Origin of the sequence: Variovorax sp. CCNWLW225 (genome assembly GCF_037204045.1) — a bacterium.
GTDB lineage: Bacteria > Pseudomonadota > Gammaproteobacteria > Burkholderiales > Burkholderiaceae_C > Variovorax.
Map to the genome: position 1 here is coordinate 1 of NZ_JBBCBV010000029.1, position 13,706 is coordinate 13,706.

Annotated in this window: 13 protein-coding genes; 8 read left to right on the forward strand and 5 right to left on the reverse strand. The window is 66.8% G+C overall.

Features of this window, described 5'->3' with window-relative positions:
* The first annotated feature begins 85 nt into the window (after positions 1–85).
* Together V9L20_RS25965 and V9L20_RS25970 are read left to right on the forward strand one after the other, a co-directional pair.
* Positions 86–616, forward strand: coding sequence for a MarR family winged helix-turn-helix transcriptional regulator (locus V9L20_RS25965; RefSeq protein ID WP_337298750.1), 531 nt, complete (start codon positions 86–88; stop codon positions 614–616).
* Entirely contained in the window at positions 613–1,842 is a 1,230-nt protein-coding gene (locus V9L20_RS25970) for a DUF418 domain-containing protein (RefSeq protein ID WP_337298751.1), read from the forward strand. The genes V9L20_RS25965 and V9L20_RS25970 overlap by 4 nt, the downstream gene beginning before the upstream one ends.
* On the opposite strand, the gene V9L20_RS25975 is transcribed toward V9L20_RS25970, so the two are convergent.
* Genes V9L20_RS25975 through V9L20_RS25985 form a run of 3 tightly spaced genes read right to left on the reverse strand, consistent with a single transcriptional unit; the run spans position 1,818 to position 6,207 of the window.
* Positions 1,818–2,915, reverse strand: coding sequence for a mechanosensitive ion channel family protein (locus V9L20_RS25975; RefSeq protein ID WP_337298752.1), 1,098 nt, complete (start codon positions 2,913–2,915; stop codon positions 1,818–1,820). The genes V9L20_RS25970 and V9L20_RS25975 overlap by 25 nt on opposite strands.
* Positions 2,912–5,146 carry an FUSC family protein gene (locus V9L20_RS25980; protein ID WP_337298773.1) on the reverse strand — a complete coding sequence of 745 codons (2,235 nt, stop codon included), beginning with the start codon at positions 5,144–5,146 and terminating at the stop codon, positions 2,912–2,914. The genes V9L20_RS25975 and V9L20_RS25980 overlap by 4 nt, the downstream gene beginning before the upstream one ends.
* Entirely contained in the window at positions 5,146–6,207 is a 1,062-nt protein-coding gene (locus V9L20_RS25985) for an inositol monophosphatase family protein (RefSeq protein ID WP_337298753.1), read from the reverse strand. The genes V9L20_RS25980 and V9L20_RS25985 overlap by 1 nt, the downstream gene beginning before the upstream one ends.
* A gap of 121 nt (positions 6,208–6,328) precedes the next feature.
* Between V9L20_RS25985 and V9L20_RS25990 the strand changes: the two genes are divergently transcribed.
* The 3 genes from V9L20_RS25990 to V9L20_RS26000 are packed head-to-tail and all read left to right on the forward strand — an operon-like array spanning position 6,329 to position 8,461.
* The gene (locus tag V9L20_RS25990; protein WP_126746107.1) at positions 6,329–7,060 is read left to right on the forward strand and encodes an RNA methyltransferase; all 732 of its coding nucleotides are present in this window, start codon (positions 6,329–6,331) and stop codon (positions 7,058–7,060) included.
* 58 nt (positions 7,061–7,118) lie between these two features.
* Positions 7,119–7,910 (forward strand): serine O-acetyltransferase, encoded by a 792-nt coding sequence (gene cysE, locus V9L20_RS25995; RefSeq protein ID WP_258501334.1) that lies wholly within the window; start codon positions 7,119–7,121, stop codon positions 7,908–7,910.
* 14 nt (positions 7,911–7,924) lie between these two features.
* Positions 7,925–8,461 (forward strand): DUF4256 domain-containing protein, encoded by a 537-nt coding sequence (locus tag V9L20_RS26000; RefSeq protein ID WP_337298754.1) that lies wholly within the window; start codon positions 7,925–7,927, stop codon positions 8,459–8,461.
* A gap of 43 nt (positions 8,462–8,504) precedes the next feature.
* Here the strand turns inward: V9L20_RS26000 and cadR are convergent, their stop codons facing one another.
* Entirely contained in the window at positions 8,505–8,981 is a 477-nt protein-coding gene (gene cadR / locus V9L20_RS26005) for a Cd(II)/Pb(II)-responsive transcriptional regulator (RefSeq protein WP_258508061.1), read from the reverse strand.
* A gap of 72 nt (positions 8,982–9,053) precedes the next feature.
* On the opposite strand from cadR, the gene V9L20_RS26010 reads away from it, so the two are divergent.
* Positions 9,054–11,333: a heavy metal translocating P-type ATPase gene (locus tag V9L20_RS26010; protein ID WP_337298755.1), complete on the forward strand. Its 2,280-nt coding sequence runs from the start codon at positions 9,054–9,056 to the stop codon at positions 11,331–11,333.
* 34 nt (positions 11,334–11,367) lie between these two features.
* Here the strand turns inward: V9L20_RS26010 and V9L20_RS26015 are convergent, their stop codons facing one another.
* The gene (locus tag V9L20_RS26015) at positions 11,368–11,946 is read right to left on the reverse strand and encodes a carboxymuconolactone decarboxylase family protein (protein ID WP_337298756.1); all 579 of its coding nucleotides are present in this window, start codon (positions 11,944–11,946) and stop codon (positions 11,368–11,370) included.
* A 123-nt stretch (positions 11,947–12,069) separates the two neighbouring features.
* On the opposite strand from V9L20_RS26015, the gene V9L20_RS26020 reads away from it, so the two are divergent.
* A complete protein-coding gene (locus tag V9L20_RS26020; protein ID WP_258501283.1) occupies positions 12,070–12,408 on the forward strand; it encodes a winged helix-turn-helix transcriptional regulator in 339 nt (112 codons plus the stop codon).
* A 34-nt stretch (positions 12,409–12,442) separates the two neighbouring features.
* Complete coding sequence (locus V9L20_RS26025; RefSeq protein WP_337298757.1) at positions 12,443–13,705, forward strand: cation:proton antiporter; 1,263 nt, start codon at positions 12,443–12,445, stop codon at positions 13,703–13,705.
* Position 13,706: the final 1 nt, after the last annotated feature.

Sequence of the window (13,706 nt, forward strand, 5' to 3'; positions counted from 1 at the left end):
ATTGGGCTTGCGTGATCTCCATACCCGGAGTTTCCGATATGAGCCTGGAGTCACGCCAGTAGTGTTAACACGCCCTAACCCCCAAATGACCGCGCCGCGTCGCCCGCTGGACGATTTGCTGCTGTACCGGCTGTCGCGCCTGCTGTCGGTGGCGGGCAGCATGGTCATCAGGCTGTGCGAGGGGCGCTTTGGTATTACCCGGCGCGAATGGCGGCTGGTTGCGGTGCTTGCAAGCCGCGGCGAGCTCAGTTCTTCCGAGCTGGCCGAGCATGCGCAACTGGACCGGGCCCGCACCTCCAAGGCGGTCGGCTCGCTGGTTGCCAAGCAATTGGTGTCGCGCGTGGTGCGGCCGGGCGACCGGCGTCAGGTGCGGCTGGGGCTCACCGAAAGCGGGCAGGCGCTGTATGAAGAGCTGTTTCCGCTGGTCACGCAAATCAACGCCGAGCTGCTGGGCGCGTTGAGTGACGACGACGCGGCGCGGCTCGACGAGTCGCTGCACCGCCTGCACGCCCGGGCGGAACGCATGGTCGAAGAGGCGGTGCTGCCCAAGGCAGACCGCGGCCGCCGCGGCGCGGGTGGCGCCAATCCACCCCTGAAGCCAAGAAAGCCTGAATGACGCCCGCCCCGAAAGAAACGACGAACGAGCGCCAGCACCTGGTCGATGCGCTGCGCGGCTTTGCGCTGCTGGGCATTCTGGTGGTCAACATCGCAAGCTTCGCATCCACTTACTACGGCCTGGGCATTCCCGATCCGCTGGCTGTTTCGCTGGCCGACCGCAGCGCCTCGTTCGTGCGGGCCTTTGTGTTCGAGACCAAGTTCTACCTGCTGTTCTCGTTTTTGTTCGGCTACAGCTTCACGCTGCAGATGCGGGCGGCGGAGCGCGACGGCAAGCGCTTTGCGCCGCGCATGGTGCGGCGGCTGGTGGGCCTGTGGGTCATCGGCGTGCTGCATGCCGTGGTGCTCTATTACGGCGACATCCTCACCACATATGCGGTTCTGGGCGCGGTGCTGCTGTTGCTGCGGCGACGGGGCGATGTGTTCATGGCGTGCGCGGCCATCGGGCTGGTGCTGATCGTGTCGCTGACGTGGGCCGCCGTTGGCTATCTGGTCACGCATGCGGACATGCGGCTGGCCAACGAAGCCGCCTACGCCGACGCGGCCAGGGCGCTGGCCGCCTACCGAGCCTCGCCGGCCATGGTGATGGTGCAGCACCTGCGCGACCTGTCGCAGGTCTGGTGGATCACCGCGCTGGTGCAGGCACCCGAGGCGCTGGCCATGTTCTTTGCGGGGTTCATTGCCGGCAAGCGCGGGTTGCTCGCGCATGCAGAGGCGCATGGCAAGCTGCTGCGGCGGGTGTTGTTCTGGGGCTTGCTCGTCGGCGTGCCGGGTGCGCTGGTCTATGCCTTGCCTGCCATGCGGCTGAACGATGTGGCGCGACAGATCCAGGGCCTGGCGGCCACGCTGCTGACGGCACCGTTCCTGGCGGCCGCTTATGCAGCCGGCATGCTGCTGGTGTTCCAGACCGGGCCTGGCCGCGTGCTGGCGCAATGGCTGGCGCCTGCGGGGCGCATGGCGCTGTCCAACTACCTGCTGCAATCGCTGGTCTGCGCGTGGATCTTTCTGGCCTACGGGCTGCGGTGGATCGGCACCATCGGGCCGCTGGCAACCTTTGGCGTCGCTTTGGCCATATTTGCGGGCAACCTGGTTCTGAGCCGGTGGTGGATGCAAAACTTTGCGTATGGCCCCGCGGAGTGGCTGCTGCGGGCGTTCACCAACCTGCAGCTGCCGCCGCTGCGCCGCCGCAGCCACGCTGCGGGTCAGCGCGGCGACGGCACGGGCTGACGCTGCATGTCCTGAGTGTCTTGCCGGCCCGGCTTGCCATCGCTTTCGATGCGCATCCGGGGCAGGAACTGCGGGTACTCCCGCTGCATGAAGTCGATGAGCCCTTCGCGCACCTTGCAGCGCAAATCGAAGGCAAGGCTGGAGTTGCCGGCGGTGCAAAGCACCCGAATTTGCATGGTGCGCTCGGTGGCGTCGGTTACCTGCAGGTTGAAAAACCGGCCGTCCCACTCGGGCGCCGACTTCACGATGCGTTCGACCTCTGCGCGCAGCGGCTGCAGCGGCATGCCGTAGTCGGCGTAAACGAAGACCGCGCCCAGCAGCTGCGACGAACTGCGCGTCCAGTTCTGGAATGGTTTTTCAATGAAGTAGCTGAGCGGCAAGATCAAACGCCGGTCGTCCCAGATCTTCACCACCACAAAGGTGCCGGTAATCTCTTCGACCCGGCCCCATTCGCCCTCGACCACCAGCACGTCGTCGATGCGTATGGGCTGGGCCAGCGCAATCTGCAGCCCGGCAATCAGGTTGCTGAACACCGGCTTGGCCGCCAGGCCGGCCACGATGCCGATCACGCCCGCAGAGGCCAGCAGGCTCGCACCCACCTGCCGCGCGCCCGGAAAAGTCATCAGCATCATCGCGCCGCCGGCCACCAGCACCATCGACATGGCGGTGCGCGCAAGCACGCGGGTTTGGGTGAGCACGCGGCGCGCGTGCAGGTTGTCTTCCACGTCGTACGGGTGCTGCGCGAGCACGCCGTCCGCAAAGCCGCTGATGGCCTTTACCGCCAGCCACGTGGTGGCGGCAATCAGCAGCAGGCCGTTGAAATGCCGCACACTGCCTATGAAGCGAAGATCGCTCGGCGCGGCCTGGAACACCAGCAGCAGCGCCAAAAGGGGCAGCACCACCCGGGCCACGGGTTTGCAGTTGATCACCATCGAATGCAGCGCGGGCGCCGGACGGGTGATTCGCATCAGCACAAGGCCGCCGAGACGGTGAACAAGCAGCGCGAGCGGAACGGCAATCACGGCTGCGAGCCAGGTGCCGAACCAGGGGTGGGCAAGCATCTCTTCGGTCATTGAGCGGTGGTCGTGGCTTGTGTCTCCAGGGGTTGAAGAATGCGCGCCGCGTCGTCGCGCAGCTGCGTAGCGAGTGCCGTGGCCAGATCGAGGCGGCGCAGCAGCCAGGGGCTGATGTCGTTGTCGAACGGGTCGGGCAGGGGAATCGGGCCGCCCACGGTGGTGGAACCGGGGCTTTCGGGCAGCGTGGGACCGGTGGTGGGCGCGGTGCCGATGGCTGCTTCGATGCGCTGTGCAGTGCGCGCGAGCGGGCCTTCGATTTCGCCCGGGGTAAGCCGGTCGCGCCGCAGCACGAGCATCGATTTTACGGCGCTCAGTTGCGCGAGCAACTGATAGCTGTGCGCCTGCAGGTGCTCCAGCGGCTCGAGCGGCGGCTGCACCGCACGCGGCTCTGACAGCGAACGCTGCGTGGCCTGCACCAGCGCTGAAAGGCTGTCGTAGGCCTCGCGGCGCGCAAGCCGCCATTCGAGCTCGGGGCTGCTGTCGACCGCCTGCAACTGGCCCAGGCCCAGTGCCAGGCGTGCATGGCGCGCCTGCGCCGTGAGCGTGCGCGCCACCAGCGCCGGAATCTGCCCGCGCTCCCATGACGGCAGCACATAGCAGAAGCCCCATGCCAGCGCGGCGCCGATGAGCGTATCCGCAATGCGCTCGAAGAGCGCAAAGATAGGCGCGGCGCCGGTGTTGAGCATGTGCGCCTGCAACAGGCCGAGCACCGTGGCCGCCACGGCAGTAATCAGGTAGCGGCGCACCGCAAAGCTGTGCGCAATGGCCTGCGACACCGTAACGAAGGCCAGCAGCAGCAGCGGCGACGGGTGCGCGGAAAGCAGGCCCACCGCCAGCACGCAGCCCAGCAGCGTGCCGGCCACGCGGCTGTTGCGCCGCTCCAGCGTTTGCGAAAGGCTGCCGCGCAGCACCACCACAATGGTCAGCAAGATCCAGTAGTCGTGCGAACCCCAGGGTAGCGACACCGCAATGGCATAGCCGGCCGCAATGGCCAGCGCGGCGCGAATGGCATGCCGCAGCGGCGGCGCGTCCCAGCTCCAGAGCGTGAGAAAGGGCCGCAGCGACCAGTCGGTCGGGCTCACGAACATCTGCCAGTTGGCCCGCACCACGGCCAGGTTGGGCTCGGCATCGCCGCGCGCCATGGCCGAAAGGCGCAGCACCTCGTCGTTGATGTGGCCGATGCGGCTTGCCAGGCCTCGCGCGAGCATGGCGGGGTTGGGGCCGGGCATGCCGTGGCTTGCCGCGTGCTCTTCGGCGGGAAGGTGAATCGATGCAAGGCGCGGCCGGCGGTCGGCCACCGGCTCGGGGTGGCGGCCCATGAGCAATGAGTCGCCGAGCGCGGTGGTTTCGTCGGCCAGCTCTTCGAGCACGCGGCGCATCTCGATGAGTGCCTCGGCATGCGCGGGGTGGCTCTTGAGCGCGTCCAGGTCGAGCTCGCTCGCAAGCAGCTGGTCGCGCATTTCGAGCACGATCACCAGCATGGCGGCCAGCCGCTGCCGGCGCGGCGTGCGCGGCGACTCGAGCACGATGTCGCGCGTGGCCTGCAGCTGGTCGGCCAGCGCGGCCTGTTCGCGCAGCAGCCGGCCGAGCAAGGGTGCAGGGGTTTCGCGGATGTCGCTCGTGTCGTCGCGCGGCGTGAACTGCGTGGCCTCGGTGCGCATCAGCGCGGCCAGCGAATACAGCACGTCCGACACCGACTGCACCCGGTAGCGCCCGTTAAGCGCATGGTTGGCCAGGTTGGCCCAGATCACGTAGAGGCCGGCGCCAAGGCCAAAGTGCCAGGTGCGCTCCAACGCCTCGGCCATGCCGCTCGGCGCGGGCGTGGCCATCGAGAAAACCATCGAGAACATCACCGCAATGGCAATGGGAATGCCGCGCTTGCCCCATGCCATGGCCAGAAAGGCGACGAAGGTGGCGGGCACCAGCACCAGCCCAAGGCGAATGGGCGCGGTGTGCAGCAGCTGCACCAGAAAGAAGAGCGGCAGCCCGATCAGCGGGGCCGGCAGCATCTGGAAGAACTTGCCGCGGCGCGGGCCGGGCAGGTCGGGCGGGGCGGTGACGATCACGCCCACCGCGGCTGCGGAAGCGGCAATGGTGCCGAGCCAAAAATGCGCGCCGGCCGAGATGACCAGCAGGCCGAGCGCAACGCTGAAGCCGTTGGCGACGTACTGGCTCAGCGCAACACGCAGCGCCGCACGAAAGCGAAGGGCGGCACCGGGCCCCTGCATCACTTGGCGGAAGCGTCGCCTTCGGAGGGGTTGCCGTCGGCAGGCGCGTCGCGGCGAATGCGCGTGAGTTTGCGCGACACCGGTGCTGCCGGCGCGGCCGCGGGAGCGGGCGCTTCGCCGTCGAGCGATGCGGCGGGCAGGTCAGGCACCGTGCTGCGCGCATACAGGTCGACCGATTCGTCGGCGTTGGGGCGCGCTGCGGCCGACACGGCGCGCACGCGGTCGCTGGCGCGCATCTTGTCGTCGATGCCGGCAAACTTGGAATACTTGGCAAGCAGCGGCACCAGTTGGCCGTAGATGCGCGGGGCGCCGGCCAGGCATTCGCGCTGCTCCAGAAAGTCGGGCTCGCCCGTGAAATTGCCGATCAGGCCGCCGGCCTCGGTTACCAGCAGCGAACCCGCGGCCACGTCCCAGGGGTTGAGGCCGGTTTCGAAAAAGCCGTCGGTAAAGCCGGCGGCCACGTAGGCCAGGTCGAGAGCGGCCGCGCCAGGGCGGCGCAGGCCCGCCATGCGGGGCATCATGTCGGCCATGATGGCCAGGTACTGCTTGAAGTTGTCGCCCGTGCGAAAGGGAAAGCCGGTCGAAACCAGGCATTCGCTGAGCTTGGTGCGCTTCGAGACGCGGATGCGGCGCTCGTTCATGTAGGCGCCGCGGCCCTTGGTGGCGGTAAACAGGTCGTTGCGGCTCGGGTCGTAGATGACCGCCTGCTCGATCTTGCCGCGCACCGACAGCGCAATGGAAACGCAGTAGACCGGAAAGCCGTGGATGAAATTGGTGGTGCCGTCGAGCGGATCGATGATCCAGACGTAGTCGGAATCTTTTGCACCGTGCTCGGTGCCCGATTCTTCGGCCAGGATGCCGTGCCCCGGGTATGCGCCAAGCAGCGTTTCAATGATGGCTTGCTCGCTGGCGTGATCGACTTCTGTAACGAAGTCGTTGACCTGCTTTTGCGAAATGCGCACGGCCTCGACGTCGAGGGCGGCGCGATTGATGATGGCGCCGGCGGCGCGTGCGGCCTTGACGGCCACATTGAGCATGGGATGCAGGTTGGGGGACGACATTCTGGATTGTGAGAAGAACGGTGGAGGAGGTCCCCTGGAGGCGACCCTGCGGCCCGGCGATGCGGGCGGCGAGAATCGGTCATTTTACCGGCTCCGCCCGTTTCGTGCCTCCAAACCCTCCATGCGCACCCGTTTTATCCTGATCCAGACCAGCCACGCAGGCAATGTGGGCGCCGCCGCCCGCGCCATGAAGACCATGGGTTTCGACGACCTGGTGCTGGTAACGCCCCGGTGGGCCAACGTGCTGCGGCGGGAAGAAACCATCCAGCGGGCCAGCGGCGCGCTCGACGTGCTGAACAACGCCCGCATCGTCGAAACGCTGGACGAGGCGCTCGACGGCGTGACGCACCTGTGCGCCACCGCCATGGTGCCGCGAGACTTCGGCCCGCCCACGCGCACCCCGCGGGAACACCTGGAGCCGCTGGCACAGCAGGGTGACCAGCATGTGGCCTTTCTGTTCGGTTCCGAGCGTTTTGGCATGCGCAATGAAGACGTCTACCGCTGCAACGTGGCCCTGAGCATCCCCACCGACCCGAAGTTCGGCTCTCTCAACCTGGGAGCGGCCATCCAGGTGATTGCCTATGAATGGCGCCTTGCGCTGGGCGGCTATGCGGTGCGCGACGCCACGGCGCCGGTGCAGGCGGCCGATGCGAAGGCGGTGGCCGGCATGCTCGAGCACTGGGAGCGCTCATTGGTGGACATCGGCTTTCTGGACCCCGAGGCGCCGAAGAAGCTGATGCCCCGGCTGCAGCAGCTTTTCAACCGCGCCCAGCCCACGCCCGAAGAGATTCACATCCTGCGGGGCATCGCCAAGGCCATGGCCGACGCCGCAAACGGCCCGCGCAAGGGCTAAAACCCCATCGCGCGTGCGCGAAAGACCGCCGGCTTTAGACTGCGCGGCCCCTATCGATATAACGACAACAAAGGCAGCGATGTTCTCTCGTTTGCGCGCCGACATCCGGTGCATCCTCGAACGCGACCCGGCCGCGCGCAGCGCCTGGGAAGTGATCACGGTCTACCCCGGCTTTCATGCCGTGGTGCTGCATCGCTGGGCGCACGCTTGTTGGACGCACGGTTTCAAGTGGCCGGCCCGCTTTATCGCGCATGTGGCCCGCTGGCTCACGGGCATCGAGATTCACCCGGCCGCCAAGATCGGCGAGCGGGTGTTCTTCGACCATGCCATGGGCGTGGTGGTGGGCGAAACCGCTGAGATCGGCGACGGCTGCACCATCTACCAGGGCGTGACGCTGGGCGGCACCTCGCTCTACAAGGGCGCCAAGCGCCACCCGACGCTGGGGCGCAACGTGGTGGTGAGCGCGGGCGCCAAGGTGCTGGGCGGCTTCGAGGTTGGCGACGGCGCCAAGATCGGCAGCAACGCGGTGGTCATTAAGCCGGTGCCTGCCGGGGCAACGGCGGTGGGCATTCCCGCGCGCATCATTCCGTCGAAGGCGGGCGAGAGCGCCGATGTCGCTGCGCCGCAGAAGTTCTCGGCCTACGGCATCACGCAGGAGGACGACCCGCTCAGCCAGGCCATGCGCGGGTTGATCGACAGTGCCGCGGGGCAGGAGCACCAGATCGCGCTGCTTTGGCAGGCCATCGAGAAGCTGTCCGCGCACCCCGGCACCAAGGACTGCGTGCCCTGCGACGCGGCGCGCGACGAGAGCTTCGAGGCGGAGAAGCTCACCCAGCTCATAGGCAAGTAGCAGAACCAAGAACCATGAAGACGCAAGAACTGCTCCAGACATTGCAAGCCCGCTTCGAGAAGAACATGCAACGCCACAAGGGCGTCGCATGGGCCGACGTTCAGGCAAGGCTCGAAAGCAACCCCGCTGCGCTGAAGTCGATTGGCGCCATGGAAGAAACCGGCGGTGAGCCGGACGTGATCGGCCAGGACAAGAAAACCGGGCAAATCATGTTCTGTGACTGCGCCCCCGAGAGCCCGACAGGCCGCCGGAGCCTCTGCTATGACCGTGAAGCGCTGGACGCGCGCAAGGAAAACAAGCCGCAGGACAGCGCTCTCGGCATGGCGGCCGCCATGGGCATCGAGCTGTTGACGGAAGAGCAGTACCGGGAGCTGCAGAAGCTCGGCAAGTTCGACGCGAAGACTTCCAGCTGGATCGAGACGCCGCCTGACGTTCGCTCACTTGGCGGAGCGCTCTTCGGCGACTACCGCTATGGCAAGGTGTTCGTGTATCACAACGGTGCCCAGTCTTACTACGCGGCAAGAGGGTTTCGCGGGTTGCTTCGCGTGTGAGCACGCGGTCGATGTGACCGCGCCCTGATCACGTCAGGGCATATCAAGACGAGCGTTTGGCGGATGTGCTGCTGTGCAGTGAGCCGTGCACATGCCCCGCGTGCTGCCCGAAGGGTTCCGTGGCGAGCGTGGCGGTGTCCAACTCTTGCAGGATGCCGCAGTTCTGCGCCGACTCGGCCCCGCAGCATTGCTGGCGGAGCGCCTTCAGCTGCTTTTCCAGCAGCTTCAGTTCCGAGATGCGGGCGGCCACGTGGCCGATGTGGTCGTCCAGCAGCTGGTTGACCTGGCCGCAGTCTTCGCCCGGCGCATCGCGGAACCGCAGCAGGCTGCGGATTTCATCGAGCGTCATGTCCAGCGAACGGCAGCGGCGGATAAAGCCCAGCCGTTGCGCGTGCTCGTCGTCGTAGATGCGGTAGTTGCCTTCGGTGCGCGCCGGTTCGGGCAGCAGCTGCTCGCGCTCGTAATAGCGGATGGTTTCGACCGGCGTGTTCGCGACCTTGGCCAGTTCTCCGATTTTCATGATGCGGCAAGAACGAAGTGAAGGAATTTGTCGTTTGACTCTACACCTGCTTCAGGGTTTCCAATTGTCTTCATGACGAACCAGAATGCCCTGAAACCCTTGGCGCCGCACGCCCACGCGCCTGCCGAAACGGCCTGCTGCGGCAACTCCGCGTGTGGATCAACGACCACCGCCCCCATTGCCGCTGTCGACACCGCCGATGTTCCGAAGGGCGCCTTGCTCTTTCGTATTCCCACGATGGACTGCGCAGTGGAAGAGTCCGAAATCCGGCGCGCGCTCGAGCCCGTTCGCGGCATCAGCGGGCTGCGCTTCCGTCTCGGTGAACGCACCATGGCCATTACGGCCGATGAAGCTGCGTTGCCCGATGCGCTGGCAGCCATTCGCAAGGCGGGGTTCAAGCCCGAGCCGCTGAACGACGTGGCGGGCGGGCAGCCTGCCGCCGACGGAACGGCGCGCGCCACCGGCTTCATGACGCCGGAACTCATGCGGCTGGTTGCCGCGCTGGTGCTGGCCATCGCGGCCGAGACGATTTCCTTTCTCGCGCCGGAGGGCGCCGGGTTCACCGCGGTGGAGATGGCGCTTGCGCTCGGAGCCATCGGCCTGGCCGGGCTCGATACCTACAAGAAGGGCTTTGCGGCACTGGTGCGCGGGCGGCTGAACATCAATGCGCTGATGGCCGTGGCCGTGACGGGTGCCTTCCTGATAGGCCAATGGCCCGAGGCCGCGATGGTGATGGCGCTCTATGCCATTGCCGAAATGATCGAGGCACGCGCCGTCGATCGCGCGCGCAATGCCATCCAGGGGCTGCTGGCGCTGGCGCCCGAGCAGGCCGAGGTGCGGCAGCCCGACGGCAGCTGGAAGACGGCGAAGGCCGACACCGTGGCGCTGGGCGCCGTTGTGCGCATCCGCCCCGGCGAGCGCGTGCCGCTGGACGGCGTCGTCACCCAGGGAACCAGCGCCATCGACCAGGCACCCGTCACCGGCGAGAGCATTCCGGTCGACAAGTCGGCAGGCGATGCGGTGTTCGCGGGCACCATCAACCAGACGGCCGCGCTTGAATTCCGCGTGACGGCGGTGGCAGCCAACACCACGCTGGCCCGCATCATCCATGCGGTCGAAGAGGCGCAAGGATCGCGCGCGCCCACGCAGCGCTTTGTCGACAAGTTCGCCTCGGTCTACACGCCTGCCGTCTTCGTGCTGGCCATTGCCGTGGCGGTGCTCACGCCCTGGCTCATGGGGTGGACCTGGCTGCAGGCCATCTACAAGGCGCTGGTGCTGCTGGTCATCGCGTGCCCTTGCGCGCTGGTCATCTCGACGCCCGTTACCGTGGTGAGCGCGCTGGCCTCGGCCGCGCGGCGCGGCATTCTCATCAAGGGCGGCACCTACCTCGAAGAGGCGCGCAAGCTGAAGGCGGTGGCGCTCGACAAGACGGGCACCATCACCGAAGGCAAGCCGCGGCTGGTCGAATCGAGCCTGATCGGGGCTGCGGCTGACAAGGATGCGGTCTTTGCGGTTGCGGCAAGCATCGCAAGCCGTTCTGATCACCCCGTGTCCAAGGCCATTTCCGAAGGCCTGGAGATCGAAGCGCTGGAGGTCGGAGAATTCACGGCCCTGCCGGGGCGCGGCGTGCAGGCCACGCACGGGGGCCAAGCCTATGTGCTCGGCAACCATCGGTTGATCGAGGAGCGGGGGCTGTGCACCCCGGCGCTCGAAGCCGAGCTGAAGCGCCATGAAGAAGCAGGGCGCACCGTCACGCTGCTGGCCTCCGGCCAGGAGGTGCTCGCGCTGTTTGCGGTGGCCGACACCATCAAGCCGTCATCGCAGGCCGCCATGGCCGAGCTTCGCGCGCTCGGCGTCACGCCGGTGATGCTCACCGGCGACAACGCCGCCACGGCCCGGGCGATCGGCGCGCATGCTGGCATCGAAGACGTGCGCGGCAACCTGCTGCCCGAAGAAAAACTCGACGCCGTCAAGGCGCTCCAGCAGCGCCATGGCGTTGCCGGCATGGTGGGCGATGGCATCAACGATGCGCCCGCGCTTGCCCAGGCGGACATCGGCTTTGCAATGGGCGGCGCCGGCACCGACACGGCCATGGAGGCGGCGGACGTGGTCATCATGAACGACGACCTGCGCCGCCTGCCCGAGACCATTCGCCTGTCGCGCCGGGCGCACTCGGTGCTGTGGCAGAACATCACGCTGGCGCTGGGCATCAAGGGCGTGTTCTTCGTGCTTGCGGTGTTCGGCAGCGCCACCATGTGGATGGCGGTGTTCGCGGACATGGGCGCGAGCCTGCTGGTGGTGGCCAACGGACTGCGGTTGATGCGCATGCCGAAGGCGAGTGACGGCGGCTGAGGCTACCGGGGAGCAGGCGATCGAAAACCTGGCCTCACCAGCGTGCGGCCCATTTTTCAAGCGGCACGCGCGCCGCGTTGCACACGTAGCTCACGGCGTGGTACCAGCCCGCAAGCATCATCAGCTCGATGAGCTGCGGTGGGCTCCAGTGGGCGGTCAGCGCCTCCCAGAGTGCATCGTCCACATGGCTGGTGTCGTGCAGCTGATCGACCAGCTGAACCAGCAGGCGGTCCCGGGGTGCGAGCAGTTCGAGGTCTTCGGTGACCGAGGCCATCACGCGCCTGTCGGTGGCGCTGAAACCGGCTGCATCGCCAAAGGCCGCGATGTGCACACCCCATTCGTACTCCGCGCCGCAGCGCGCGCACACGCGCGTGATCACCACCTCGCGGTCGCGCAGATCGATTGCGGCTTTGCGGCCGAGAAGATAGCGGCCGAGTCCCAGCGTGCGCTCGGCCAGTTCGGGGTTGATGGCCAGCACGCGGAACAGCGCTAGAACTTCTGCTCTTCCGGGCGGGTTCATTCGCGCCAGCAGGTCGGCAATCGGTTCGGGGTAAGGCGCTTCGAGCGGCCGGATGCGGGGCGCGCTGTTGTCTGTTGCCGCGAGGGTCGTCATGGTCGAATCCTTCGTAGAATGCGGTTCAAATCGCTACGAAAAGCGTAGCGACGTTTGCAGTCTATCGCTACGAAATGCGTAGCGCAAGAGAAGCCCAGGACCTGATTTTTTGAAACTCGCCTCATGAGCAAAGCCGAAGCCCCGCATGAACCAATGGCCCCTGCTGCATCGCGCCGACCGGTGATGCGGCTGCTCGAGCAACTGGGCCGCAAGGGCACGCTGCGCATCTTGTGGGAACTGCGCGATGGCATGCCGCAAAGCTTCAGGGCCTTGCGTGTGAGCACGGGGGACATGTCGCCCTCGGTGCTGAACGACCGGCTCAAGGAACTGCGCGCGGGCGGCATCGTTGCGCTGGCCGACGCGGGCTACGTGCTGACCGAATCGGGCGGTGAACTCGTCAAGCGGCTCAAGCCGCTCAATCAATGGGCCGATCGTTGGTTCGAAGCGTCTGAACAAAACTAACATCGCGTATTCCCCTTCACCCGCGCTCTGGTCCATGTCCGCCACCTCTCTCCTGCTGCAACTCATCGTCATCCTGAGCACCGCGCGCATCTGCGGCTGGGTGCTTCGCCATGTGGGCCAGCCGAGCGTGGTCGGTGAAATGGCGGCCGGCCTCATGCTCGGGCCGGTGGTCATGGGGGCACTGTTTCCTTCGCTGCATGCGCAGCTTTTCTCCAAGAGCCACCTCGAGGGGCTGTCGTCGCTTTCGACGGTGGGCCTGGTGCTCTTCATGTTCGTGGTGGGGCTCGAACTGCGGGCCGCGCAGGGCGTGCGCGCGCAGCTGAAGGCCGCCGGCTACGTGGGGGCGCTCAGCGTTGCCGTGCCGATGGTGCTGGGCATTGCAATCTCGCCGGCCTTGCATCCGTCGCTGGCGCCGGCGGGGGTGGGCTTCTGGCCGTTTGCGCTGTTCATGGCAGCGGCGCTTTCGATAACCGCCTTTCCTGTGATGGCGCGCATCCTGAAAGACCGCGGGCTCACGCGCACGCCATTCGGCCAGCTTTCGCTGAGCGCGGCGGCGGTGGTCGACGTGTTCGCGTGGATCTTGCTGGCGCTGGTGGTGGCCCTCGCGGGCGCGGGCGAGGGCTACACCGGCCTGCTCAAGACCACGGCAGGCGTGGTCGTGCTGCTGGCTGTGCTGTTCTTCGGCATGAAGCCGGCCTTCGCATGGCTGCTGCGCACGCGCGCGCCCAACGGCGAGCCTTCGACCACCATGATGGCCTCGCTGATGATCGGACTCCTGGTGTGCGCACTGGCAACCGAATGGCTGCACCTGCATGCCGTGTTCGGCGCCTTCCTGTTCGGCGCCTGCCTGCCGCGCGACGACCGTTTGCTGAATTCGCTCACCGAGCGCATCGAGCCGATTTCCATCGTGGTGCTGATGCCGCTGTTCTTCGCGCTGACGGGGCTGGGAACCACCGCCAATGCCTTTACGGGCGCGAGCGTGGGCGCAATGCTGCTGATCGTCGGCGTGGCCACCATCGGCAAGCTGGCCGGTGGGGCCATCGGCGCGCGCATGGCGGGCTACGGATGGCGCGACAGCCTTGCCACCGGTTCGCTCATGAATGCGCGCGGGCTGATGGAGCTCATCGTGATGAAGATCGGCCTGGACGCCGGCCTGATCGGGTCCGAGCTCTTCACCATGCTGCTGGTGATGGCGCTGGTGACTACCGCGATGACGGGGCCGCTGATCAACCTGGTGATGGGCCGCGCCAAGGCGCCCGCCGCCGCAGACGAAACGCCGGCCCGCGCAGAGCCCTAGT